Source organism: Aggregatibacter sp. (assembly GCF_057314075.1).
The window spans coordinates 92,678-117,756 of record NZ_DBHLAR010000005.1 but is presented as its reverse complement, the minus strand read 5'-3'; the positions used below and the strand labels follow the sequence as shown (position 1 = coordinate 117,756).

22 protein-coding genes are annotated in these 25,079 nt (G+C 42.4%); 7 read left to right on the top strand and 15 right to left on the bottom strand.

Annotated features, from left to right (window positions below; translation table 11 throughout):
* Positions 1 to 97 precede the first annotated feature (97 nt).
* The 3 genes from odhB to sucD all read left to right on the top strand — a co-directional run bounded on the left by odhB (position 98) and on the right by sucD (position 3,442).
* Positions 98 to 1,303, top strand: coding sequence for a 2-oxoglutarate dehydrogenase complex dihydrolipoyllysine-residue succinyltransferase (gene odhB, locus ACO5E4_RS04095; RefSeq protein WP_485862163.1), 1,206 nt, complete (start codon positions 98 to 100; stop codon positions 1,301 to 1,303).
* An 85-nt stretch (positions 1,304 to 1,388) separates the two neighbouring features.
* On the top strand, positions 1,389 to 2,558 hold the full coding sequence (gene sucC / locus ACO5E4_RS04090) for an ADP-forming succinate--CoA ligase subunit beta (protein WP_485862162.1): 1,170 nt from the start codon (positions 1,389 to 1,391) through the stop codon (positions 2,556 to 2,558).
* 11 nt (positions 2,559 to 2,569) lie between these two features.
* Positions 2,570 to 3,442, top strand: a complete 873-nt coding sequence (gene sucD / locus ACO5E4_RS04085) for a succinate--CoA ligase subunit alpha (RefSeq protein WP_109432890.1) — start codon at positions 2,570 to 2,572, stop codon at positions 3,440 to 3,442.
* A gap of 80 nt (positions 3,443 to 3,522) precedes the next feature.
* Here the strand turns inward: sucD and prmB are convergent, their stop codons facing one another.
* Positions 3,523 to 4,473, bottom strand: coding sequence for a 50S ribosomal protein L3 N(5)-glutamine methyltransferase (prmB, locus tag ACO5E4_RS04080; protein WP_212510545.1), 951 nt, complete (start codon positions 4,471 to 4,473; stop codon positions 3,523 to 3,525).
* A 62-nt stretch (positions 4,474 to 4,535) separates the two neighbouring features.
* Between prmB and smrB the strand changes: the two genes are divergently transcribed.
* Positions 4,536 to 5,042 (top strand): endonuclease SmrB, encoded by a 507-nt coding sequence (smrB, locus tag ACO5E4_RS04075; protein ID WP_212510546.1) that lies wholly within the window; start codon positions 4,536 to 4,538, stop codon positions 5,040 to 5,042.
* Here smrB and yccS read toward each other — a convergent pair.
* From yccS to ACO5E4_RS04055, 4 genes are all read right to left on the bottom strand, one after another.
* Complete coding sequence (yccS, locus tag ACO5E4_RS04070; protein WP_485862161.1) at positions 5,039 to 7,180, bottom strand: YccS family putative transporter; 2,142 nt, start codon at positions 7,178 to 7,180, stop codon at positions 5,039 to 5,041. The genes smrB and yccS overlap by 4 nt on opposite strands.
* A gap of 22 nt (positions 7,181 to 7,202) precedes the next feature.
* Positions 7,203 to 7,658, bottom strand: a complete 456-nt coding sequence (locus tag ACO5E4_RS04065; RefSeq protein ID WP_485862160.1) for a YccF domain-containing protein — start codon at positions 7,656 to 7,658, stop codon at positions 7,203 to 7,205.
* Positions 7,659 to 7,666: 8 nt separating this feature from the next.
* On the bottom strand, positions 7,667 to 8,125 hold the full coding sequence (gene mgsA / locus ACO5E4_RS04060) for a methylglyoxal synthase (RefSeq protein ID WP_006717566.1): 459 nt from the start codon (positions 8,123 to 8,125) through the stop codon (positions 7,667 to 7,669).
* Between the two features lie 73 nt (positions 8,126 to 8,198).
* Entirely contained in the window at positions 8,199 to 8,873 is a 675-nt protein-coding gene (locus ACO5E4_RS04055; protein ID WP_109432894.1) for a curli polymerization inhibitor CsgI-related protein, read from the bottom strand.
* A 156-nt stretch (positions 8,874 to 9,029) separates the two neighbouring features.
* Here ACO5E4_RS04055 and ACO5E4_RS04050 point away from each other — a divergent pair, with 156 nt between their 5' ends.
* Positions 9,030 to 9,302 (top strand): acylphosphatase, encoded by a 273-nt coding sequence (locus ACO5E4_RS04050; RefSeq protein WP_109432895.1) that lies wholly within the window; start codon positions 9,030 to 9,032, stop codon positions 9,300 to 9,302.
* On the opposite strand, the gene ACO5E4_RS04045 is transcribed toward ACO5E4_RS04050, so the two are convergent.
* The 9 genes from ACO5E4_RS04045 to malQ form a co-directional block, all read right to left on the bottom strand.
* On the bottom strand, positions 9,277 to 10,125 hold the full coding sequence (locus ACO5E4_RS04045) for a metal ABC transporter permease (protein ID WP_212510550.1): 849 nt from the start codon (positions 10,123 to 10,125) through the stop codon (positions 9,277 to 9,279). The genes ACO5E4_RS04050 and ACO5E4_RS04045 overlap by 26 nt on opposite strands.
* Entirely contained in the window at positions 10,122 to 10,979 is an 858-nt protein-coding gene (locus ACO5E4_RS04040; RefSeq protein WP_109859061.1) for a metal ABC transporter permease, read from the bottom strand. The genes ACO5E4_RS04045 and ACO5E4_RS04040 overlap by 4 nt, the downstream gene beginning before the upstream one ends.
* Positions 10,979 to 11,869, bottom strand: coding sequence for an ironABC transporter ATP-binding protein AfeB (gene afeB, locus ACO5E4_RS04035; protein WP_212510551.1), 891 nt, complete (start codon positions 11,867 to 11,869; stop codon positions 10,979 to 10,981). The genes ACO5E4_RS04040 and afeB overlap by 1 nt, the downstream gene beginning before the upstream one ends.
* A complete protein-coding gene (afeA, locus tag ACO5E4_RS04030; protein ID WP_021616593.1) occupies positions 11,869 to 12,750 on the bottom strand; it encodes an iron ABC transporter substrate-binding protein AfeA in 882 nt (293 codons plus the stop codon). Before afeA ends, afeB begins: the two co-directional genes overlap by 1 nt.
* A gap of 99 nt (positions 12,751 to 12,849) precedes the next feature.
* Entirely contained in the window at positions 12,850 to 13,179 is a 330-nt protein-coding gene (locus ACO5E4_RS04025) for a TusE/DsrC/DsvC family sulfur relay protein (protein ID WP_109859058.1), read from the bottom strand.
* Positions 13,180 to 13,263: 84 nt separating this feature from the next.
* Positions 13,264 to 13,926: a Bax inhibitor-1 family protein gene (locus ACO5E4_RS04020; RefSeq protein ID WP_006717583.1), complete on the bottom strand. Its 663-nt coding sequence runs from the start codon at positions 13,924 to 13,926 to the stop codon at positions 13,264 to 13,266.
* A gap of 375 nt (positions 13,927 to 14,301) precedes the next feature.
* Positions 14,302 to 15,966, bottom strand: a complete 1,665-nt coding sequence (locus tag ACO5E4_RS04015; protein ID WP_485862159.1) for a PTS transporter subunit IIBC — start codon at positions 15,964 to 15,966, stop codon at positions 14,302 to 14,304.
* A gap of 10 nt (positions 15,967 to 15,976) precedes the next feature.
* On the bottom strand, positions 15,977 to 16,768 hold the full coding sequence (locus ACO5E4_RS04010) for an endonuclease/exonuclease/phosphatase family protein (RefSeq protein WP_485862158.1): 792 nt from the start codon (positions 16,766 to 16,768) through the stop codon (positions 15,977 to 15,979).
* A 12-nt stretch (positions 16,769 to 16,780) separates the two neighbouring features.
* On the bottom strand, positions 16,781 to 20,554 hold the full coding sequence (gene malQ, locus ACO5E4_RS04005) for a 4-alpha-glucanotransferase (protein ID WP_485862157.1): 3,774 nt from the start codon (positions 20,552 to 20,554) through the stop codon (positions 16,781 to 16,783).
* Positions 20,555 to 20,752: 198 nt separating this feature from the next.
* On the opposite strand from malQ, the gene ACO5E4_RS04000 reads away from it, so the two are divergent.
* Positions 20,753 to 21,466, top strand: a complete 714-nt coding sequence (locus ACO5E4_RS04000) for a UTRA domain-containing protein (RefSeq protein ID WP_485862156.1) — start codon at positions 20,753 to 20,755, stop codon at positions 21,464 to 21,466.
* A 134-nt stretch (positions 21,467 to 21,600) separates the two neighbouring features.
* Here ACO5E4_RS04000 and metE read toward each other — a convergent pair whose 3' ends face one another.
* Positions 21,601 to 23,874, bottom strand: a complete 2,274-nt coding sequence (gene metE / locus ACO5E4_RS03995; protein WP_485862155.1) for a 5-methyltetrahydropteroyltriglutamate--homocysteine S-methyltransferase — start codon at positions 23,872 to 23,874, stop codon at positions 21,601 to 21,603.
* A 269-nt stretch (positions 23,875 to 24,143) separates the two neighbouring features.
* On the opposite strand from metE, the gene ACO5E4_RS03990 reads away from it, so the two are divergent.
* A complete protein-coding gene (locus ACO5E4_RS03990; RefSeq protein WP_485862154.1) occupies positions 24,144 to 25,076 on the top strand; it encodes a LysR family transcriptional regulator in 933 nt (310 codons plus the stop codon).
* Positions 25,077 to 25,079: the final 3 nt, after the last annotated feature.

The following is a 25,079-nucleotide window of genomic DNA, read 5'->3' as shown; positions in this document are numbered from 1 at the left end:
TTTTTCGTGTATTTTAAAAACACCCCAAAAAATGACCGCACTTTATGCTTAACAACATTGATACTTAGCTAAATGAATACAAAAAAGGAATGAAATTATGACGATTGAAATTCTTGTCCCGGATTTGCCCGAGTCAGTTGCCGATGCCACCGTTGCCACTTGGCATAAAAAAGCCGGCGATGCGGTGAAACGTGATGAAGTGATTGTGGAAATTGAAACAGACAAAGTGGTGCTTGAAGTGCCGGCGCAAGCAGACGGCGTGCTCAGTGAAATTGTGCAAGATGAAGGCGCCACCGTGGTGAGCAAACAGTTGTTGGGTAAATTAGAAACCTCTGTAACAGGCGCCACAGCGACGACAGAAAAAACGGCAGAACCGACACCGGCGGATCGTCGTACTGAAGTGCCTGATGAACCTCATACCTCGGATGCTTTAAGTCCGGCGGTTCGTCGTTTGTTAGCGGAACACGATATTCAAGCTTCTGAGGTGAAAGGCTCAGGTGTCGGTGGTCGTATTACCCGCGAAGACGTTGAAGTGGTTATCGCAAAACGTGCAGCTGCGCCTAAAGCGGCAGAAACCACGGTCAGCACCATGGCTTATTCCGCACGCAGTGAGAAACGCGTGCCGATGACCCGTTTACGAAAACGTATTGCAGAGCGTTTATTGGAAGCGAAAAATAATACAGCGATGTTAACCACGTTCAATGAAGTGGATATGCAACCGATCATGAATTTGCGTAAACAATACGGCGAAAAATTTGAAAAACAACACGGCGTACGTTTAGGTTTTATGTCTTTCTACATTAAAGCCGTGGTGGAAGCCTTGAAACGTTATCCGGAAGTGAATGCCTCCATTGACGGTGACGATGTGGTTTATCACAATTATTTTGACGTGAGCATTGCCGTTTCCACACCACGCGGTTTGGTGACCCCGGTATTGCGTGATTGCGACAATCTTTCTATGGCAGACATTGAGAAGTCAATTAAAGCTTTAGCAGAAAAAGGACGTGATGGTAAGTTGACCGTGGAAGATTTAACTGGCGGTAACTTCACCATTACCAATGGTGGTGTGTTTGGTTCTTTGATGTCCACCCCAATTATCAATCCACCACAAAGCGCGATTTTGGGTATGCACGCCATTAAAGAGCGTCCGGTGGCACTGAATGGTCAAGTAGTGATTCGTCCAATGATGTATTTGGCATTAAGTTATGACCACCGTTTAATTGACGGTCGTGAGTCAGTTGGTTTCTTGGTGACTGTGAAAGAATTGTTGGAAGACCCAACAAGATTATTGCTAGAAATCTAAAGAAAGAAGAACCGCGTGTGCGTAAGACAGGCGGTTCTTTGTTTCAAAGACGACAAAAATTAGGGCATTTAACAGAGGATTTTCTATGAATCTACATGAATATCAAAGTAAGCAAGTTTTTGCCGAATACAACTTGCCGGTGGGTAAAGGCATTGCCTGTAAAACTGCAGACGAAGCGGCAGAGGCGATTAAACACTTAAACGGTGATGTTTGGGTGGCGAAATGTCAAGTCCATGCCGGTGGACGCGGTAAAGCGGGTGGCGTGAAACTTGTACGCAACGAAGCGGAAGTCAGAGAGTTTGCGAATAAATGGTTAGGGCAACGTTTGGTCACTTTCCAAACGGATGCCAATGGTCAGCCGGTAAACACGATTTATGTAGAAGAAGGCTCACAAATTGAACGTGAATTGTATCTAGGCGCGGTACTCGATCGTGCTTCTCAACGTGTGGTGTTCATGGTGTCCACTGAGGGTGGGATGAATATCGAAGAAGTCGCGGCAAAAACACCGCACTTATTACACAAAATGGCGATTGATCCGCTTACCGGTGGTATGCCATATCAAGGGCGTGAGCTGGCGTTTAAATTAGGTTTAAAAGGCGATCAAGTGAAACAATTTGCTCATATTTTTACCCAAATGGCAAAAATGTTCGTAGAAAGAGATTTGTCTCTATTAGAAGTGAACCCACTGGTGGTTACAAAAGAGGGGAACCTCCTTTGTTTAGATGCCAAAATCGTGGTGGATGGCAATGCGCTATATCGTCAACCGGCTTTAGCCGCAATGCAAGATCCAAGCCAAGAAGACCCGCGCGAAGCCTTAGCGGAAAGTTTCCAACTTAACTATGTGGCATTAGACGGCAATATCGGTTGCATGGTGAACGGCGCAGGGCTTGCCATGGGTACTATGGATATTGTGAAGTTACACGGCGGTCAACCGGCGAACTTCTTGGACGTGGGCGGCGGTGCAACCAAAGAACGCGTTGCAGAAGCGTTTAAAATTATTCTTTCCGATAAAAATGTAAAAGCGGTACTCGTCAATATTTTTGGTGGCATTGTACGCTGCGATCTGATTGCTGAAGGGATTGTGGCGGCTGTGAACGAAGTGGGTGTCAACGTGCCGGTGGTGGTGCGTTTAGAAGGTAATAATGCCCCGTTAGGCCGTGAAATTTTAGCGAAGAGCGGTTTGAATATTATTGCTGCCCAAACGTTGACTGATGCGGCGGTAGAATCGGTGAAAGCGGCAAAGGCTAACGCATAAGGAGCAATAGTATGTCAATTTTAATTAATAAAGATACGAAAGTAATTTGCCAAGGTTTCACCGGCGGTCAAGGTACATTCCACTCCGAACAAGCATTAGCTTATGGCACTAAACTGGTGGGAGGCGTTTCACCAAATAAAGGTGGCACGACCCATTTAGGATTGCCTGTGTTTGACACCGTACGCGATGCAGTCGAGGCAACCGGTGCCACAGCAACGGTGATTTATGTGCCGGCGCCGGGCTGTAAAGATGCGATTTTAGAGGCGATTGATGCTGGGATTAAATTGATTATTTGTATCACCGAAGGCATCCCAACCTTGGATATGCTGGTGGTGAAACAACGTTTGAACCAAACAGGTGTGCGCATGATTGGGCCAAACTGTCCGGGCGTGATTACACCGGAAGAATGCAAAATCGGTATCATGCCGGGCAACATTCATAAAAAAGGGAAAATCGGTATTGTTTCTCGCTCAGGTACGTTGACCTATGAAGCCGTGAAACAAACCACGGACGAAGGTTTTGGTCAATCGACTTGCGTGGGTATCGGCGGCGATCCAATCCCAGGCTCCAACTTTGTGGATATTTTGAAATTATTCCAAGAAGATCCGCAAACGGAAGCGATTGTCATGATCGGCGAAATTGGCGGTTCCGCGGAGGAAGAAGCGGCAGCGTTCATTAAAGAACATGTGACCAAACCGGTGGTGAGCTACATTGCCGGCGTGACAGCGCCGAAAGGCAAACGCATGGGGCATGCCGGTGCCATTATCAGTGGCGGAAAAGGGACTGCTGATGAAAAATTTGCGGCACTGGAAGCTGCCGGTGTGAAAACCGTGAGAAGTTTGGCAGAAATCGGTTCAGCGTTAAGAGAAATGTTGAATAAATAATTGCCTTGAATGAAAAAAGTGCGGTTGGTTTTAAAAACGTTTTTAAAATCGACCGCACTTTTTCTTTTTATTATTTCCGTTTATTGAAACGCATGTTGATGTTCAATTAATTGCGCTTTGGTTAAGGCGAATACACCCACACCGCCATTGGCGAGTTCAAGCCAGTTGAACGGCACTTGTGGGAATTGTTCTATTAAATGCACCATGCTGTTACCCACTTCACACACCAATACGCCATCATCCGCTAAGTAATTTGGTGCTAGGCGCAGGATTTCTTTGGTGATAGTTAACCCATCATTGCCGGAGCCGAGAGCCATTTCCGGTTCGTAGTGAAATTCCTCCGGCATATCGGAGAGATCTTCTAGATCTACATAAGGAGGGTTAGTGACAATGAGATCATACTGTTCTTCCAATAAACGGGAGAATAAATCCGACTGAATCGGGAAGACGCGGTGAGTTAATTTGTGGCGTTCAATGTTGATTTCGGCAACATTTAATGCATCAAAAGAGAGATCAACCGCATCCACATCGGCTTCAGGGAAGCGCTCCGCACAGGCGATCGCAATACAGCCGCTGCCGGTACACATATCTAAAATACGTTGCGGTTCACGTGTTAATAAGCCGGCGAATCCTTGTTCAATCAAGGCACTGATGGGAGAGCGAGGAACAATCACGCGTTCATCCACATAAAACTCTAAGCCGCAGAACCAAGCACGGTGAATTAAGTAAGCAACAGGAATGCGTTTTTCAATGCGGATGATGACCAAACGGATGATTTCAAGCTTTTCTGCCGTAGTGAGACGGGTGTCATACAATTCACTTGGGAAATCAGCTGGGAGGTGCAAGGTAGCTAAGACCAATTGTTGTGCTTCATCCCAAGCATTGTCATAGCCGTGTCCGTAGTAAATGTCGGCACGATTGAAGGTGCTGTAGCACCAACGTAGGAAATCTTTGATCGTGTGCAGTTCTTCTTGCACGTTGGCGGAATAAATATCGTCAATAAGTTCCTGATTAAAGGTAATTTGGTTCATGATTTGCTCGTATCAATGTTAAAATTACGCGTAGTTATACCATATTTGAGATAGGAAACGAAATGTTAGATGAGGAAGCAATTTCCCTGTTTCGTGCTGAAATGAGAGGCGTGAAACCGTTAAAACAGGATACTTTTGTGGCTGCTAGGTCCCATAAAAAGAAAACGCAATCCACGATAAAGGAACAGCGTGAACAACAAGACACGTTATTTTATTTTTCTGATGAATATGAGCCGTTGTTAAATGAGGAAAGTGCGGTCAAATATTTGCGTGAAAATGAAGATTCCCATTTGTTGAAACAATTACGGCGTGGCGATTTTTCACCGGAGATTTTTTTGGATTTACATGGCTTAACGCGTGAACAGGCAAAATTAGAGCTGGCGGCATTAATTCAAACCTGCGAGAAAGAACATCTTTATTGTGCCAGTGTGATGACAGGTTATGGCACTTATACGTTAAAACGCCAGATTCCCCGCTGGTTAGTACAACACCCGAAAGTACGGGCATTGCACCAAGCCCCAAAAGAATGGGGCGGTGAGGCAGCTATTCTGATCTTGATTGATGTCTAGCAACATTTCTGAATGGCTTGGTAAAGCGGCGGTAAAATTTGATTGATCATGCTCAGTTGCTGCATTGGAATGTGTGCTTGCAGCTGTGCCGCTTTATTATTTTTTTCAAAATGGCTTTGAGCCTGTTTCAAACTCACTTCAATATTATTGTGCAACGTCTCAAACTGTGTTGGTGTCAGTTGCTCAATATTCTCTAGGATATGAATGATTTTCTTCGCAGCAGGATAAAATTCCGCTAAGAAGAAGGTGCTTTGTTGCATTTGTTTCATTTTGCTGCGATAGGCGCCCAGCGTAGAAATGTAACTAAGTAGAGAATAATTAATTTTTAAAAGCTCAAATCCTGCCTGTAAATGCGCCTGATATTTTTTCGGCTCATGGTTCATATTGGAGATGGTAGCACTTAATGCCGAGGCATATTCATGGGCATAACGACGGGCAATGCGGTATTTCAAGTTATCGCCTTTGCCGAACTGTAATTGACTGACAATATACAGCAAATATTGGGCATCGCTTTTGATTGCCTGACGGCTGACTTTATCCAATTGCAAATATTTCCAATCCGGCCATAAGTAAGACACGGCAAACCAAGAAATGGTCGCGCCAATCAGGGTGTCAATCACACGAGAATAAAGCGCTTGTTCCACATTAAAGCCCATCACATCAAAGCTGAAAATAACCTGTAAGGTAATGAAGAAAGTGGAAAAACTGTAATTATTGGTTCGGAAAAAGAAAAACAGGGTGCTGGTCAGCACGATTAAGCCTAATTGTAATTCCAGTGTCGGATTCGCATAAGGCAGAAGCGACGCAATAATTACCCCAAGAATCGTGCCGACAATGCGTTGTTTTAAACGCAGTTTGGTGGCTGTGTAATTAGGCTGACAAACAAAGACGGCGGTTAATAAAACCCAATACGCCCGATCTAACGGCAAAAATTCGCCGATGGTGCAACAAATAAACACCACAATCGACAAACGTACCGCATGGCGAAAGAGTTGTGAATTGAAATTAAAGTGGCTACGCAGGGCAAGCAGGATATTTTTAAAGCCGGTAATTTGTTCCGTATAAATTTGAGCCGTATCGGTTTGTTCCAACTCATTCACTTCTTGATCGATATGGCGTAATTGATAGTCAACACTTTTTAAATTATCCAGTAACGTTTGGAGATTAATGAGGTTTTCGGTTTCTTCAATATGGCTATTACTATAAAGCTCAAACGATTGATTTAATCCGTTAATGGCTTTTTCTAAACGCAGATCATAACGGTAGGTTTTATTTTGTTGCAAACTTAGCGCAATATCACGGCACGCTTGGGCTTGGAGTTCCAGTAAGCGTTGAATGCGAAAAATTAAATCGGTATTTTTTAAGTGTTCCGCAAGGGTTTGGTAGTCAAAATGATTAGAGCTTATGCGCTCATGAATATCTTGCGCAGAAAAATAATAGCGAATCATTTTGGTCGTACGACTGTGGCGATGTTGACCACGAATACGATAAAAAAGTGCGGTGCGTGAATCATTAAATGCGTTAATCAGCACACTGTTTTTCATCGCCATTGCAATGTGTTTATTGTCAATTTGCTCAATATCATCGGGATCGAAAAACGTTGATTTGACATCAAGGTAATTGGCAAGCGCCAGAAAGGATTTGGCAACACTTTCCTGCACCGGGCGATTCGGAAAAAATAAATGCACGCATAATGTGGTGATACTGTAAAGCAAGGTGCCGCAAAGAATCATCAGAGGGTTCATATACCACACGGTTTCCGGCAAATAAGTCAGTGTGGTGTATAGCGCCACAACCAACGTGCCGAACGCGATGGTGCTATAACGTTGTCCGATTGCCCCAATCATCGTGAAAACAAAGGTCATCGCCGTCATCAACAACATAAACTGGAAATTATGGTTGATGCTCAGTTGCACGCTAATGGTAGAAACTGAAAACGCGAGCAGCGTATAAAGCACGTTCTTGATTCGACCGGTTAATCGGTTATCTAAATCGACCAAACCGCCGGCAATGATGCCTAATACCAAGGGCATACTTTGTTCGGAAATATCAAAATACCAAATGGCAATCACCGCCAAATTGACGGCGATAAAAATCGGAATGGAGGCGATAACTTTTGCATTGAACCAGCTATGCATACTTGACCTTTGACGTGGTGAATTATTGATAAAAACGCTGATATTTTTCTGTAGCTTGTCGGCGAATCAGGTCAGCCATTTCTTTTGGAATGACCCGTTGCCCGACCGGAAATAACGCAATTCTGGCGATATGGAAATTCGCCAATCTGGTTGGGATACCGATGATGGTTAGACATTGAGAAATGCCACAAAAAACATGGGCAAGAAACAGCCACCAACCGAAAAGAATGAACCAGACAACATTGAGCAACGATCCGAGGGAATTTCCCACCGCACTTTTGGGTTCCAAATACTTCACATGAATCAAATCGTTGCCGAAGGGAACCAATGACATTTTACAAATTTCCCAACAACTACGCGTATAAGGCAATGTGACGATCAACACGGCACTCATTAGGGTGGCGAATAACCACCCTAATGTTGTTGCGAAGCCGCCAAGGACAAAATTGAGAATATTTAGAATCAGGCTTAAATTCATAACAATGCCTATTTTAAGCGTTCGTTTAAATAACCTTGATAGTCAGGAATACGAATATCGCAGGTGTCGTTAAAAAGTGGTGAAGAGACCAGAAAATCGGCACTTGCCATATTCATTGCAACAGGAATATTCCAAACGGTAGCAATACGCATTAACGCCTTAACATCAGGGTCATGCGGTACGGCATTCATCGGGTCCCAGAAGAAAATCATCAAGTCAATTTTATTTTCAGCGATTAAGCCACCAAGTTGTTGATCGCCGCCCATTGGGCCGCTAAGCAAGCTATTGACGGTCAAACCGGTTTCACGATGAATAAGATTCCCTGTGGTGCCGGTGCCATAGAGCGTGTGGTTTGCCAAAAAAGTGCGGTGGGTTTTACACCAGTTTATCAGATCTGCTTTACAGTGATCGTGTGCTACGAGTGCGATATGTTTATTGACGGGTAGTGTGCGATAAGTTGTTTGCATGGTGACTCCTAAATAAAAAGTGAGCGGGCAGGCTCACTTTTTGGAAATAAATGAATTGGCATAGAACACCGAATTATTTTTGTTTTTTCGCCCAATCAATGAAACGTGTTTGTGTTTCTTTATCGGCTTGTTGATACCAATATTGCAACATTTGTTCTGCCACGTTTTCACCTTGTAATGTTACTTTACCTTTGTTTACTTTACCGGTTGCAGCCGGACCGCCAACGACTACCGCTGTTGCAGCTGAGGTGGTGATTGTTGCTAAAGAAGGTAAAGAGGCCGGTGCGCCAGACGCGTTATATTCGTTTAAGTCTTTGATAAGGTTCATGCCCGGGAATAAACCTTCTTGTTTTAAGTATTCTTGTTTATTTTCCACATTGTGGCCGGATTGGGTTTTTACGGTAATCACAGGAGATTGTTTGAAGTTACTTACATCACGTTCATTTTGTAAACGTGGGGCTGAAATCACGATATCTTCACTTGAACCTTGGAATGTCACAACGATCGGATCAGATTCGAATAAGGAGCGATCGGAACCAACTTGAGTAATTTCAGACACACGAACCACAACTTGGTGTTTTTGCGTATCGTTGATATTAAATGCGTTAGTTTCTTTCAATAAAGATTTGTTTGCTTTTTGACCGTCAATGGCTAAAAAATCAATATTAGATGAGCTGGTTACCATGCCGGCAAAGCTCGCCGTACTGGCTAAAAGTGTTGCAGTTAATACAGCAAAACGAAATTTCATATTTACTCCTGTTTTGAAGGACATTCATTAAAATTAGATGACACTTTATGGAATAAAGCGTAGTTTGTATGCTATTCCAAATTGGGAAAAATGAAAATAGAAAATTGTCTTTAACCGCTAGTTTTTTGTTTTTATTCAATTTTAAGAGGAAATTGTATGGTCAAAAAACGTTTTTGTGTTCACGGTTATGTGCAAGGCGTTGGGTTTCGTTATTTTACGTGGAAGCAAGCGCTGAAAATCGGCGTAACGGGATTTGTACGTAACCTTGCCGACGGCACCGTGGAAGTGATCGCCGTCGGTTCGGAAAGTCAAATTGAAGCGTTAGATGCTTGGTTACAAGAGGGGCCTCGCACTGCCATCGTGGACGATGTATTTGTAGAAGATTATCTTGGCGACAAAGAATTTACGGCGTTTCAAGTGCTACACTGAAACGCAGTTTGATTTTGCTATAAATAAGTGCGGTTAAAAATACCGCCGCTTGTAACAAAATAATGCAAGAGCCTGTGGCGCCATCAATGTGGTAGCTAATAATCGTTCCGAAGATACTGGTGCTGATAGATGTTGCCAAGGCAATGACAATCATATGATCAAAGCGCTTGCTTAAAATAAACGCGGTAATACCCGGTGAAATAAGCATCGCAACGACTAAGATTACGCCTACCACTTGCATGGCACTGACGATGGTTAACGCGAGAAGAATCAGTAAACTGTAATGCAAGAGTCGAGGCGATAAGCCAACGATTTTGGCTTGCGTAGCATCAAAACAATAAAGTAAAAAATCTTTTCGACGTAAAAAAACAACCAAAAAAACGACCGCACTGATGACTAGCGTTTGCAACATTTCTGCATCGCTCACGCCAAGCAAATTACCAAATAAAATATGGGTTAAATGTTGATCCGTTTCAATTTTGCTAAACAAGACAATCCCGAGCGCAAACATCCCTGAAAAGACAATGCCCATGGCGGTATCTTCTTTAATACGACTGTTTTCTTTTAAATATCCCACACAGACAGAACAGAGCAATCCGGCGACAAAGGCACCGATGGTTAAAGGCAAACTTAACCAGAAAGCCACCACAATGCCCGGCAGAACAGCATGAGAAATTGCATCCCCCATCAACGACCAACCTTTCAACACTAAATAGCAGGAGAGCATGGCGCAAATAACGGAGACCAATAGCGCCGTGATCAACGCATTTTGCATAAAGGGATACGCGAAAGGCTCGGTGAGCCATTGATAAATAGCATTCATTGTTGCACCTCTTCTTTCGTGATTGGTTTACGCTGGCGGATTAAGCCGTATTTTGGCGAGAAAATAAAAGCCAATAGGAAAAGTGCGGTCTGAATACAAACAATAATGCCACCCGTTGCGCCATCTAAGAAATAACTGATATACACGCCAATCGCACTGGAAAGAATGCCTAGAATAACGGCGATCATGGCAAGGGTTTTAAAACGATCGGTAAGTAAATAGGCAGTAGCGCCCGGTGTGATTACCATGGCGATAACTAAAATCGCACCGACGGTTTGTAATGCGGCGACGACACATGCGCTGAGTAGCGTAAAAAACAGCACTTTGTAATAAATTGGTGTGAGTCCTACGGAAGTGGCATGAACTTCATCAAAGAAAATTAATAACAGATCCTTCCAGAAAATGAGTAATAAAATTAGACTGATGCCAATGATGATTGCCACTTGAAGAATATCTTCATCTGCAATGCCCAAGATGTTACCTAACACAATATCTTGCACATTGACAGAGGTCGGATTGAGGGAAATGATCAACAAACCAAGCGCAAAAAAAGTGGTAAAAATGAAGCCGATAACTGCATCTTCCCGCAGTTTGGTAATGGATTTCACCCATAAAATAGACACGGCGGCTAAGATACCGGAAAAGAAAGCGCCGAGTGCATAAGGCAGGGAAAGCGCATAAGCGATGGCAACACCGGGAACAACCGAGTGGGAAAGGGCATCCCCAATGAGAGACCAACCTTTTAGCATTAAATAAGCTGATAAGAAAGCACAAACGCCACCGACGGCAGAACTGAGCAAGATGGCTTTCACCATATAATCATAGGAAAAAGGTTCCAGTAAGAGCGCTAGCATTAGGGTTTTTCCTCTGATTTGCACTGTCTCACAATTGGTGCCGGAGGATCGACTTTGGTTTTACCATAAAACACCGCCGCCCGTTCATCATCGGTAAGTACGGTGACTGCGCGCGGATCTTCATCATCGTGTAGGTCTGTACCGAGCAATTTAATGTGACGCAATACGCCACCAAAGGCGAGTTCTAAGTTATGTTGGTTGAAGGTGGTTTCTGTTGAACCCGTCGCAATGACAGTGCGATTAATCATTACCACCTGATCACAGAAATCCGGTACCGCCCCCAAGTTGTGGGTAGAAACCAAAATGAGATGACCTTCGCTACGTAATTGCCCAAGTAAATCGACAATGGCATTTTCTGTTTGCACATCAACGCCGGTAAAAGGTTCATCCAGTAAAATAATCTTACTTTGTTGCGCAAGCGCACGAGCTAAAAATACGCGCTTTTTCTGTCCACCGGAAAGCTCACCAATTTGACGGTGGGCAAGGTGCTCAATGTTCACCCGTTGCATGGCTTCTTGCACTTTTTGCTTATCTGTTTCACTTGGGCGGCGTAAGAAATTCATGTAGCCGTAGCGTCCCATGAGCACCACATCATAAACAGACACCGGGAATTGCCAGTCAACTTCTTCCGACTGGGGAACATAAGAGACCAAGTTTTGTTTTAATGCCTGTTTAATTGGCAAATGACACAACGTAATATTGCCTCGTTGTGGATGAATTAATCCCATGAGACTTTTAAACAAGGTCGATTTTCCGCTACCATTGACGCCCACGAGGGCACAGGTGGTGCCTCCTTCCAAGTGAAAGGAGACATTATGGATGGCGGTATGGCCGTTGTTATAGCGGACTGTAACGTCTTCAACACAAATCGAGGCAATATTCGATGACATTATTTTTCAAATCCTTTTACGATAGTGGACACGGTGGTATTTAACAAATCGACATAAGTCGGCACCGGGCCATTTTTATTGGAAAGCGAATCTACATAAAGCACACCACCGTATTTCGCGCCACTTTCTTTTGCCACTTGTTTTGCCGGTTTCGGTGAAATGGTACTTTCACTGAAAACGACCGGAATCTTATTGGCTTTTACGGTTTCAATCACTTTGCGAACCTGTTGTGGCGTACCTTGTTGTTCTGCGTTAATCGGCCATAAATAGGCTTCTTTAAAACCATAGTCACGAGTGAGATAGCTGAAAGCGCCTTCACTGGTGACCAACCAACGTTGAGCTTCCGGCACTTGTGCTAATTTTTCGCGAAGCGGTTTATCCAACGCTTTGATTTTTTGTGCATAAAGTGCGGCGTTTTTTTCATACGTTTCTTTATTTTGTGGATCGTATTTTACCAACGCATTTTTAATGTTCTCAATATAAATCAATGCATTGGAAGGGGACATCCAGGCGTGCGGATTTGGGTTGCCGGTATAAGGACCTTCATTAATAGACATTGGCTCGATACCCTCAGTTACAACAACCGCCGGTTTATCTTTCACGTTTTGGAAGAATTTTTCAAACCAACGTTCAAGGTTTAAACCGTTCCATAATACGAGGTCGGCAGATTGGGCTTTCACGATGTCTTTTGGGGTTGGCTCATAATCGTGAATTTCTGCTCCCGGTTTGGTGATTGATTCCACGGTAGCCGCATCACCGGCGATATTTTGCGCCATATCTTGAATGATGGTGAAGGTGGTAACAACTTTAAATTTTGCATAAGCGAAGCTGCTGCCTAAACTTAGTGCAAGCACACTGATTAATGTCGCGAATAAACGCATGTTTTTCTCCTTTGAAAAGTTTTAGTAAAAAATAACAACATAAGTTGCGGGGTAAATTATATTCTTTTATTTTTTAAATGCAAATAATTATCAAATAAATTATAAGCATTTTGCTGGTTTGGGTAATCCGGCTAATTTTGTGGCTTGTTTTGCCGGACCGTCAGGAAACAAACGTTGTAAATAACGACTATTCCCTTTGTCTTCACCGAGTTTTTGTGCGGTAGCTTTCACCAGCATACGAATCGCCGGTGAGGTTTTGTATTCCTGATAAAACGCGCGTACAAAATGAATGATTTCCCAGTGAGCGTCAGTTAATTCCAAATTCTCTAATTTCGCAATGGCTTGCGCGACTTCAACATCCCAATCATCAATATTGAGTAAATAACCCGAAGCATCGGTTTCAATGTGTTTATTATTGACTTCAAGCATGATAATAACCTTAGTATTTATGAGGACGGATTATATAAAAACGCCCCAAAGAAGGGGCGTTGAATTTATCTATCAAATTAATAATTAATCTCTGGAAGAGAAGAAGGAAAGTAAGTTTAACAAGCTGATAAACAGATTGTAGATAGACACAAATAAACTGACGGTTGCTCGAATGTAGTTGGTTTCACCGCCATGAATAATGTTACTGGTTTCATACAAAATTCCCATAGTGGAGAAAATCACGAATAACGCGCTAATCCCCACATAAAGTGCCGGGAATTGGAAGAAGAAACTCGCGACCATGCCAAGTAATAACACCACGAATAAGGCTAGAATCGTGCCGGATAAGAAAGACATGTCTTTCTTCGTAGTTAAGACATAAGCGGAACAAGCGAAGAAAGTGGCTGCGGTGCCTGCTAACGCTAACACGATAGCATCACCCAAACCAGCGCTTACATAGGCATTTAAAATTGGCCCTACGGTGTAACCTAAGAAACCGGTAAAGGCAAAGGCAGATAAAATCCCTAATGCGCTATTTGCTAAGGCATTGGTTAAGAAAAGCAGCCCATAGAAGCCTACAAGCATGATGATAAGTCCCGGTCTTGGTAAATTCATTGCCATGGACACATAAGCCACCACGGCGGAAAAAGCTAATGTTAATGCTAACAAGAAATAGGTGTTACGTAACACTTTGTGCGTGCTAAGCAACGATTCTTCTCTGCTGTCAACAATAATACGAGATTGCATAAAAACTCCTTTAAATTTAAAGAAAATAAGCGGTTATAACGTTGCTGTAAGGTAAGGGCAGAGGGGAGAAAAGTCAATTATTACAAGGAAAATATTTTTTACTGATGGATGATTAAAAGTGAAAGACAGAAAAGTGCGGTTGTTTTATTTGCAATTCAGCAAAACCGATTTGTTTATTTTGAATCTGTCGGTAATACGGCATCTCAAAGATATTGAGTTTTATTCCTGACGTTTTTACATTTCAAAAATATGCTCAAAACCCACCGCACTTTCTTTTCATAGAAATAAAAAGCTGAACCTCTTTCGAGATTCAGCTTTTCTTTTGGGGTTAGATCATTTTAACTGCTCTTTTGGTTTATCTATGTTTGCATATTGTTACATTTTCGGAATTTCAACGCCTGAAGAGAGTAGGTCTTGAATATCCGATTTCAGTACATCTGCTTTTGGCCCATAAATGGCTTGAATGCCAGTACCTTTGACGATAAAACCCATTGCGCCTGCCTGTTTCCAAGCCGCAGCATCGCCCACCAAATCAGGGTTGTGAACGGTGATACGTAAACGGGTCATACAAGCATCTACCTCGGCAATATTGTTGCGTCCGCCAAGAAGATTGATGATTTGCACCACTTGTGCACTGGCATTAGCGACTTTTTTCTCCTCAGCAGGGGCTTCGTCAGTGCCTTTTGCATCGTAGTTGCCGTTGCGACCGGCGGTGGCTAAGTTGAGTTTCTTAATCATGAAATTCGCAATTAAGAACGCTGCGATCGCAAACACACTGGATACCCAAATGAAGTTGATGAGATCCATGCCGATGCCCGCTTTAATCGCCATTGGTGTACGGGTTAAAAACTCAATGTTACCGAATGAGTGAACGCGTAAGTTCACAATATCCGCCATGGCAAATGCACAACCTTGGATGACCGCATACACAAGGTAAAGCGGTAGTGCAACGAACATAAACATATATTCGATCGGTTCTGTTACGCCGGTTAAGAACACGGCAAGGGCAGAAGAAAGGAAAATCCCTTTGTAGATGGTTTTTTTATCCTGATCAACGTTTACGTACATGGCGAGTGTAATTCCCATTAGAATACCGCTTGAGCCGATCATTTGGCCCACTTTAAAGCGCGCAGGTGTTACGGTTGAGAGAAGTTCGTTATATTGTGTCATATTGCCCGCGTCTTTCAGGTTGATTAAATCACTGATCCAAGCGAGCCATAATGGGTCTTGTCCGAATACTTGTTTGCCTTGTTGCATACCGGTTAAGAATTCATAGGTTCCGCCCAATGAGGTGTAGTTCATCGGAATGGTGAGCATATGGTGTAAACCGAAAGGCAGTAAAAGACGTTCTAATGTGCCGTAAACAAAAGGCGCAAGGATAGGCGCGGAGTCTTGTGAGTTGGCAATCCATTCACCGAAATGATTGATCCCAGTTTGCACTACCGGCCAGAACACCGCCAACACCAACGACACTAAAACGGAACGGTAAATCACTACAAATGGCACAAAGCGTTTACCGTTAAAGAAGGTAAGTACTTCAGGCAGTTTGCGGAAATTGTAGTAGCTGTTAAAGGTGGTAGCCCCTACAAAACCGGCGATGATCCCTACAAATACACCCATATTTAATGCAGGTTGTCCAAGGATATTCACAAAGTAGTTGGCCACCGGAATATCACCGGCCAAGATGGTGCTGACGTGGGCATTCGGATCGGTCAGCATTTCAATTTTTACGCCGAAGAAATGACCGGTAATCAAGTTGATTAAGATAAAGGCAAGGCCTGCGGCAAACGCACCACCCGCACGTTCATTTGCCCAACTACCACCAATCGCCAAAGCAAATAAGAGATGTAAGTTACCAATAATCCCCCAACCAATTTGCGCAATGATATGGCCAATGCGAGCCAGCCATTCAGCATCACTAATTAATGGTAATGAGTTACCGATACTCACCATTAAACCTGCAGCAGGCATTACGGCAATCACGACCATCAGACATTTGCCGAATTTTTGCCAAAATTCAAAACTGAGCAATTTTTTCATATGTGTTCTCCTACAAAATGAGCTCAACGTCTAAACCGAAATGATCGGAAACGACCGGTTTATTTTTGCCATTAAAAACCACCTGACTGGATAAAACCTGTTTCGGTTGATTTAAAAAAATGTAATCTAAGCGCTTTTCTTCGCTGTGGCCTTTCCAGCCATCAATGGCTTTTTCAACAGTAATCCCACTATCTTTCTGTTCCGCGATCTCAAAAGTATCAAGTAAACCGAGAGATTTGATTTTCTGATAAGTGTTTGGATCGCTGATTGCATCCGTATTGAAATCGCCCATCAAAATTTTAAGATTTCGGCTTTGGCTGCGCTCTATGATATTGCGAATGTTGTCCAGTTGATTTTCACCTGCGCAATTCGGTAAGTTGATATGGCAGGAGTAACAATCTACAAGTTGGCCTTGATATTCCACGGTTAAGCCAATAATTTTGCGAGAGAGGATAGAATCGAGGCGCTGATGTTGGCTGCAATAAAAAGTATCCACGTCATAAACGGGCAGGCGGGTTAAAAAGGCGATACCTTCGTCATATTTATCGTAGCCAATATGTGAATTGCTCCAAAATAGCGAATATTTTTGTGTCACCCGTTGATTGATTTTATTCAGTAACACAACGCCATAGTTATCTTGCTTTAATGCTTGTGAAATTAGGGGAGCTGACATTAATTGATTCACTTCTTGCAAAGCGATAATGTCATAGCCCTTTTCAACAATAGTCTCGGCAATAACATTCATTTTTTCCGCTTGGTTATCTTCTAACCAAGCGTGTGTATTTAGGGTGAGCAGTTTCATCGATTCTCCCCTTTAATCCTCACAATGCCAAATATCAGCGTTATATTGTGCAATGGTGCGATCAGATGAGAAAAAGCCCGCTTTCGCGATATTATGAATCACTTTTCTATTCCAGCTATCTTGATCTTCATAATCCGCTAAAATGTGTTCTTTTGCTTTCACATACGCATCAAAATCAATTAAGGTCATAAACCAGTCTTTATTAAGCAATTCATCATGCAGACGTTTTAAACGCGTTTTATTACCCAGTTTCACTAGCGTAGAATCAAGGATAAAATCGACCGCTCTTTTAATATATTTATCCTTTTCATAGTAATCTTTCGACACATAACCGGCAGTTTCATACAGCTTGATAATGCTTTCAGCATCCTTACCAAAAGTATAAATATTTTCTGCGCCGGCTAATTCTGCGATTTCGACATTTGCACCATCCATGGTGCCTAAAGTTAATGCACCATTCAGCATAAACTTCATATTGCCGGTACCGGATGCTTCTTTTGAAGCAAGGGATATTTGTTCTGAAATATCTGTTGCCGGAATCAATTTTTCCGCCACGCTAACATTGTAGTTTTCCACTAAATACACGTTTAAATACTGATTCACATCCGGATCCTTATTGATTAATTCAGACAAGCAAAGAATTAAATGAATAATATCTTGTGCAATCACGTAAGCCGGTGCGGCTTTCCCACCGAAAATCACGGTAATTTTACGTTTCGGCAGTTTGCCCGCTTTGATTTCAAGGTATTTATGAATCACATAAAGCGCATTCATTTGTTGGCGTTTATATTCGTGGAAACGCTTAATTTGCGTATCGATAATAGAATTTTCATCCAACTCAATGCCTTTGTTTTCTTTAAGGTAGGTTTTCAGTGCCAATTTATTCCGGAATTTAATTTCAGCTAATTTTTGATGCACTTTTTTGTCATCTTTAAAGGCAAGCAGTTTTTCTAATTGTGTTGCATCATGTAAGTACTCATCGCCAATAAGTTGTTTAATATAAGCAGATAACGCTTGGTTAGAAAATTCTAACCAACGACGGAAGGTGATTCCGTTAGTTTTATTATTAAACTTCTCCGGATAAATTTCATAAAACGCTTTGAGTTCGGAATTTTTCAAAATTTCCGTGTGTAGTGCTGCCACACCGTTTACGGAGTTTGAAAAATGAATATCCATATGCGCCATATGGACGCGTTTTTGCTTATCAATAATTTGTACATCAGGATTCGGATATTCTTTCTGCACTAATTTATTCAGTTTTTTGATGATCTTCACTAAATGAGGAACCACTTCTTCTAAATAAGCTAAAGGCCATTTTTCTAAGGCTTCGGCAAGAATCGTATGGTTCGTGTAGCCCACCATATTACGTACGATTTCTACCGCTTCTGCAAATTTAATACGATGTTTTTCCGTTAATAAGCGAATTAATTCCGGAATCACCATGGATGGGTGCGTGTCATTAATTTGCACATACGCATAATCGGCTAAATCATGTAAATTACTGCCACGCGCAATAGCTTCATCAATTAATAACTGCGCCGCATTGGAGACCATAAAATATTGCTGATAAATACGTAATAATTCACCGTTTTTATCGGAGTCATCCGGATAAAGGAATAAGGTCAGATTTTCTTTGATTTTTGTTTTATCAAAGGTGATACCTTCTTTAATCAATTTATGATTAATGGATTCAATATCAAATAAGTTGAGATAATTTTGGGTGTCTTTTTTGTAACCAAGAATATCAATACGATCTAATTTAGAGGTTAACGTGAAGTCTTTAAATGGTACTTCATAACGGATATTTGTCGGGATTAACCAAGACTCTTTTTCAATCCAATCATTCGGTTCAGCATGTTGCTCATTGTTTTTAAAGACTTGTTTAAACAAACCACAATGGTAATTTAAGCCTACACCTTCCGCATTTAGCCCGAGTGTGGACATGGAATCAATAAAACAGGACGCTAAACGACCTAATCCGCCGTTCCCTAAAGATGGTTCCGGCTCAATATCTTCAATATGGCTTAGGGATTTTCCTGCCTGCGCCAATTCATCTTTGATTTCTTGATATACGCCAAGATTGATTAAATTGTTAGACAGTAATTTACCAATTAAAAACTCCGCAGAAATGTAGTAAACCTTACGTTTAGCCGTATTTTTGCCTTTATTCGCGGCAAGAGTTTTAACATAGTTTAATAACTGTACGTAAATCGCCTGATCACTTAACTTTTCAAGTTTTTTGTTTGTTGTTTGTTGTACAAATTCACTAAATTTAATCATTCTTTTTTCCTTATTGGCACGCCCATATAACGTGGTTATTTGGGTTAAGAAATCTTTTTTGGCGTTGGTTAAATCACTTTCTTGCATTCGCCATTCCCAGTTCCCGCCAATCGTGGACGGAATATTCATTCTTGAGCCGGCGGGCAAATCTAAAATATCTTGCATGGAGGCAATCGCCGTATTACTTACGGTAGCAAATAATTGGCGAATCATTGCCTGACAAACAGATTCATCCGCAGCACGATGGGTATAAGCATTGATATATTGTTGCTGTTTCGAAGTTAATCCGTCATACCAACCATTTGTGACATCATTATCGTGCGTGCCGGTGTAAGCAATGCAATGCGGTATGCAATAATGTGGGCTATCCAGGCTTTTACCAGTCACATCTTCAAAACCGAATTGCAAAATTTTCATGCCGGGATAACCGCAATCAGCCAGTAATTTCTTCGCTTTTTCATCAATATTGCCGAGATCTTCAGCGATAATCGGCAAATCACCTAGCTGTGCTTTTACTGCTTTGAATAAATCATATCCCGGGCCAGGTTGCCAGCTACCATATTTGGCAATGTCTGCTTTACCATCCACTTGCCAATAATCGGAGAAACCTTTGAAATGATCGATACGAAGTACATCGTAAATTTTAAAGCTTTCCTCAATGCGATGAATCCACCAAGCATAGCCTTGTTTCTTATGTTCAGCCCAGTTATAAAGCGGATTACCCCAGAGTTGTCCGGTGGCGCTAAACTGATCGGCAGGGACACCGGCGACGAAAAGCGGATTGCGTTCTTTATCTAATTGGAAAAGTTCCGGCATTGTCCATACTTCAACACTGTCTGCCGCTACATAAATAGGCATATCGCCGATAATTTTAATTCCTCTTTGATTAGCGTAATTTTTCAATGCCAACCATTGTTGGAAAAAGAAATATTGCGTTACTTTGAAATACTGAATTTGCGCTTTCAGCATTGCGCGATATTTTCTAAGTGTTTCGGGTTGACGGGCAACAACCTGTTTATCTTCCCATTCTTGTAGGGCTTTATTGCCGAAATGCTCTTTGATAGCCATAAATTCCGCATAGTCTTCCAGCCAAGTGCGGTTGTTTTTTTCAAAGTTTTTGAAGTCTGCTTGGTGTTTTTTATCGGTAAGGAAATGTTTGACGGCGATTTCTAAAATTGGACGGCGCGCATAAAAAATACGTTCATAATCCACTTTTGTCGGATCATCACCAAAATTAACCGAAGCATAATCCGTTTCTTGCAATAAACCCATTTGGGTGAGTAAAGCAAAATCAATTAAATGTGTGTTACCTGCAATAGCAGAGAAGGATTGATAAGGGGAATCACCGTAGCTGGTGGTGGTTAATGGAAGGATTTGCCAATAGGTTTGTTTTGTTTCAACTAAAAAATCCACAAAATCATAAGCAGATTGTCCAAAACTACCAATTCCAAATGCATTGGGTAATGAGGTGATATGCATTAAAACACCACTTGACCGAGTAAGCATAATTTTTCCCTTCAGAAGTAAAAATTGTAGAGATTCTAATCTAAATTTTATTTTACTCAATAACTTTTACGTAAAAGTTATGTATGTTAACGTAAAAGTGTGATTTTGATCACAAAAACTATACGTATAACTATAAGAGTTTATGGTATTCTATTACCGGTTTAAAGAAGGAATAAAAGTCCAAAATGGAGTGGAAAAGTGAGTAAATACAAAGCGGTTTATAACGATATAAAAAGCAAAATAAACGATGGAATTTTACCGCCAAAGCAAGAGTTGCCCAGTGAAAGTGAGCTTATGCAAGAATATGGCTTTTCTAAAGATACCATTCGCAAAGCCCTTTCTCTGCTTGAGATGGACGGATATATTCAGAAACAGCAGGGGCGGGCTTCTATTGTTCTTGCACATAATTTATCTACGCCTCAACAGCTTTCTGAAATTAAAACCGTTGGCGAGTTGAATCGTCCTTTAACCCATCAAGTAAGAACAACTTTAACCAGCTTGTATATTGTGCAAGGGGAAGAAGAACTAATGCGGATCTTTAACGTAAATGAGCAGATTGATTTTTACCGTATAGGTCGTGTTCGTGAAATTGATAGGGAAGCAGTGGAATATGAAGTCTCTTACTTTGATCGTCGCATTGTGCCTTTTATTAATCGTGAGATTGCGGAACAATCCATTTATCAGTATTTAGAAAGTGAACTAGGTCTAAAAATTAGTTATTCACAGCGTGAAATTGCGTTTCGTTATGCCAATGAAGAAGAAAAAAGCACCATGGATCTCGGTGAGTATAATATGGTTGTGAATGTTACCAGTACCACTTATTTAGCCGACGGACGCCCATTTCAGTACGGTAGCATTAGTTATCGCCCTGATAAAATTACCTTTGCTTCCACGGCGAAGCGACACGTTTAAAAAAGACCGCTTTCCGTGTTTTGTTGAATAAAACTCTTTTAAAAACGACCGCACTTTTCTTTTCCCTAAAACAAAAAAGCTGAACCTCTCCTGAGATTCAGCTTTTCCTTTATTTGTGAACGACTATCTGTGAATTAGGCTAATTCCGCACGTAATTTCTTCGTGACATCTACCATCACTTTTAATGCGGCGATAGTTTCCGGCCAGCCGCGGGTTTTTAGTCCGCAGTCCGGGTTTACCCATAAGCGTTCTTTTGGTACCACTTGTAACGCTTTGCGAAGAAGATGTTCGATTTCTTCTGCGGTTGGTACGCGTGGGCTGTGGATGTCGTACACGCCCGGGCCGATATCGTTCGGGTATTTGAAATCACCGAAGGCAGTGAGCAATTCCATGTCGGAGCGCGAGGTTTCGATGGTGATCACGTCGGCATCCAGGGCGGCAATCGCCGGTAAAATGTCGTTAAATTCGGAATAACACATGTGTGTGTGAATTTGCGTATCATCTTTACAACCCATTGAACTTAAACGGAAAGCTTCGCCTGCCCATTGTAAGTAAGCGTCCCAATCGGCGCGTTTAAGCGGTAAACCTTCGCGAATGGCCGGTTCGTCAATTTGAATGACTTTAATGCCGGCTTTTTCTAAATCTAACACTTCGTCAGAAAGCGCTACAGCAATTTGTTTACATACGGTGGAACGAGGAATGTCATTACGCACGAAAGACCATTGTAAAATGGTTACCGGACCGGTTAACATGCCTTTCATCACTTTGTTGGTGAGGCTTTGGGCATATTGCGACCAACGCACGGTCATTGGTTCCGGACGGGTGACATCGCCGTAAATGACCGGTGGTTTGACGCAGCGGGAACCGTAACTTTGTACCCAACCGAATTTGGTGAATGCAAACCCATCCAGCAATTCGCCGAAGTATTCCACCATGTCGTTACGTTCCGCTTCGCCATGCACTAACACGTCTAAATCCAATTTTTCTTGCTCACGCACCACGAATTCAATTTCTTTTTTCATTGCCGCTTCGTAATCTGCCAAGCTGAGATCGCCTTTTTTGAAGGCGGCACGGGCATGACGAATTTCCGTGGTTTGCGGGAAGGAACCAATATTGGTGGTTGGCAGCAACGGTAGATTTAACCACGCATTTTGTAATTTAATCCGTTCCGCAAATGGCGATTTACGTTGATCGGCATTTTTCGGCAGGTTTGCCAAACGTTCCGCCACACAAGTGCGGTGGATTTCACGAGAGTTTTTACGCGCGTCAGCGGCTGCTTGGCTGGCATCAAGCTCTGCTTGCACAGCTGCTCTGCTTTGCTCAAGTGCGGTCTTAATGACGCGTAATTCTTGAATTTTTTGCAAGGTGAACGCCAACCATTGATAAAGCTCCTGCTTGTTGGCTTGTAGCTGGGTTTCCACCGCCAAATCATAAGGCGTATGGAGTAGAGAACAGCTTGGCGCAATCCATAAACGCTCACCTAATTTTGCTTTTAGTGGTTCAACCACATCTAACACTTGGTTTAAGTTCGCACGCCAAATATTACGTCCGTCAATTACGCCCACGGAAAGGATTCTGTCATAATCAACGAATTCATACACTTGTTCCGGCGCGCGCACCAAATCAATGTGAAGACCGGCTACCGGCAAGGATTTCAATAAATCCGCATGTTCTGCCACAGATCCGAAATAGGTGGCAAGCAAGAGTTTGGCATTGACTTGCGCAGCAAACGTCGCATAAACCGCTTTATAGGCGGCAATCCACTCTGCCGGTAAATCAAGGGTTAAGGCAGGTTCATCAATTTGAATGTATTCCACGCCTTCAGCGGTTAATGCGTTTAAGATGTCCACATAAACCGGCACGAGTTTGTTTAACAAATCGAAACGATTAAATGCTGCACCTTTTTCTTTCCCTAACCAAAGGAAGGTTAATGGGCCAACGAGGGTGGGTTTCACGTTATGACCAAGGGCTTTAGCTTCGCGGATTTGTTGCACATAGTGCGCCGGGTTAGCTTTAAATTGGGTGTCTTTGTGGAATTCCGGCACAAGATAGTGGTAGTTGGTGTCGAACCATTTGGTCATTTCAATGGCGAATTGTGTTTTGTTGCCACGCGCCAATTGGAAATATTGATCCAAGGTTAAGTTTTGGCTATCAAAACCAAAGCGTGCAGGAATGGCGCCTGTTGCCACTTGTAAATCTAAAATGTGATCGTAGAAAGTGAAATCTGCCACTGCCACGAAATCCGCGTTTGCATTGGCTTGGTGTTGCCAGTTAATTTCACGCAGTTTTTTTGCGATGTCTAATAAATCGGCTTCAGCGATCTCACCGCGCCAGTAACGTTCTTGGGCAAATTTAAGTTCACGTTTTGCCCCTACGCGTGGGAAACCCGATAAATGAAATGTTGTCATGTTAATTCCTCAATAGGTTAAATGATTTAGACGGCTAAACGTCTGTACGAGGCTAGAATGACGGAATCAAATTTATTATGCAAATTAATAATTTTCTGAAAGTTGATGAAAAATTTTAATGATCTTGTGATTTATGGCGTTAATATATGTGACAAGCAAAAAATACAGTGAAAATGCACCGCACTTTTCTTCCATGTAACATTAAAGTGCAGGGTATTTTCGTGTATTATAGGGTTTCATCATTTTTCTCATAAGTATGAATCTTTCTCATGAAACCAATCTTCCTTGAACTCAGACATTTAAAAACCTTGTTAGCCCTAAAAGAAACCGGCAGCGTTTCGTTAGCGGCCAAACGGGTTTATCTCACCCAGTCAGCTTTGTCCCACCAAATTAAATTATTAGAAGATCAATACGGTTTGCCGTTATTTGAACGTAAAACCCAACCCTTGCATTTCACTGCCGCAGGGGAACGGTTAATTCAACTTGCTAATGAAATCATGCCGAAAGTGGTTGAAGCCGAACGCGATCTGGCACGTGTAAAACAAGGGGATGCGGGGGAATTACGCATTGCGGTGGAGTGCCATACTTGTTTTGATTGGTTGATGCCGGCAATGGATTCTTTCCGTAAACATTGGCCGTTGGTAGAACTGGATATCGTGTCCGGTTTCCATACCGACGCCATTGGTTTGCTGTTAAGTCATCGTGCCGATTGGGCGGTGGTGCAAGAAGTGGAAGAAAATCCGGGTATTGTGTATAAGCCGTTGTTTTCCTATGAAATGGTAGGGCTATGTGCGAAAGATCACCCGCTTGCCGCGAAGGATATTTGGCAGGCGGAAGATTTTATTGATCAAACGCTGATTACTTATCCTGTACCGGATGATATGTTGGATTTGCTACGTAAAGTATTGCATCCGAAAGGTATTAATCCGACCCGTCGAACCAGTGAGCTCACCATTGCCATTATTCAGTTGGTGGCCAGTAAGCGTGGTGTGGCAGCATTGCCGTTTTGGGCGGCGAAACCTTATTTAGATCGTGGTTATATTGTGGCGCGCAAAATTACCGACCAAGGTTTACACAGCAATTTATACGCGGCTTTTCGTGAAGCGGATGCGCAAGTTGCTTTCGTGGATGACTTCTATGAAACCGTTAAAGCACAAAGCTTTTCAACCTTACCTGAACTATCTGTATTAGAAGGGAATTAGTTG